The organism is Burkholderia sp. AW33-5, assembly GCF_053427615.1.
Map to the genome: position 1 here is coordinate 1 of NZ_JBSAXA010000113.1, position 390 is coordinate 390.

General features: G+C 69.7%; 1 protein-coding gene. It reads right to left on the bottom strand.

All coding sequences use genetic code 11. The features are described from left to right. On the bottom strand, window positions 1-390 hold a 390-nt coding region (locus ACV22V_RS32605; RefSeq protein WP_448016848.1), incomplete at both ends, for a hypothetical protein.

Sequence of the window (390 nt, forward strand, 5' to 3'; positions counted from 1 at the left end):
TCGCTCCGTCGCGTCCACGATATTGCTCGCCGGATCGAACGCAAACGTCTCCACGCCCAGCGACGACTGCGCGCGCGTGAGCCGGCCAATCGGATCGTACGCATACTGGATCTCGCCACGCCGCATGTCCGCAATCTGGGTCAGTTGACTCGCCGCGTCGTACTGGTAGCGGCGCTCCGCCACCTTGCCGCCCGCGCCCTGCAGCGTCTGCCGCGCAAGCCGGCCCGCCTCGTCGTACTGCGTCGCCTGCTTCAGCCCGTTGCCGAGTTCGCGCAGCGTCTCGCGGTGCGCGTCGTCCCGCTCGACGTTCGCGACGCTCCTGCCGTCGAGCACGAGGCCGTGCACGTGCCCCGATCCATACGTCAGCCAGTCGAGCCGGCGGCCATCCGG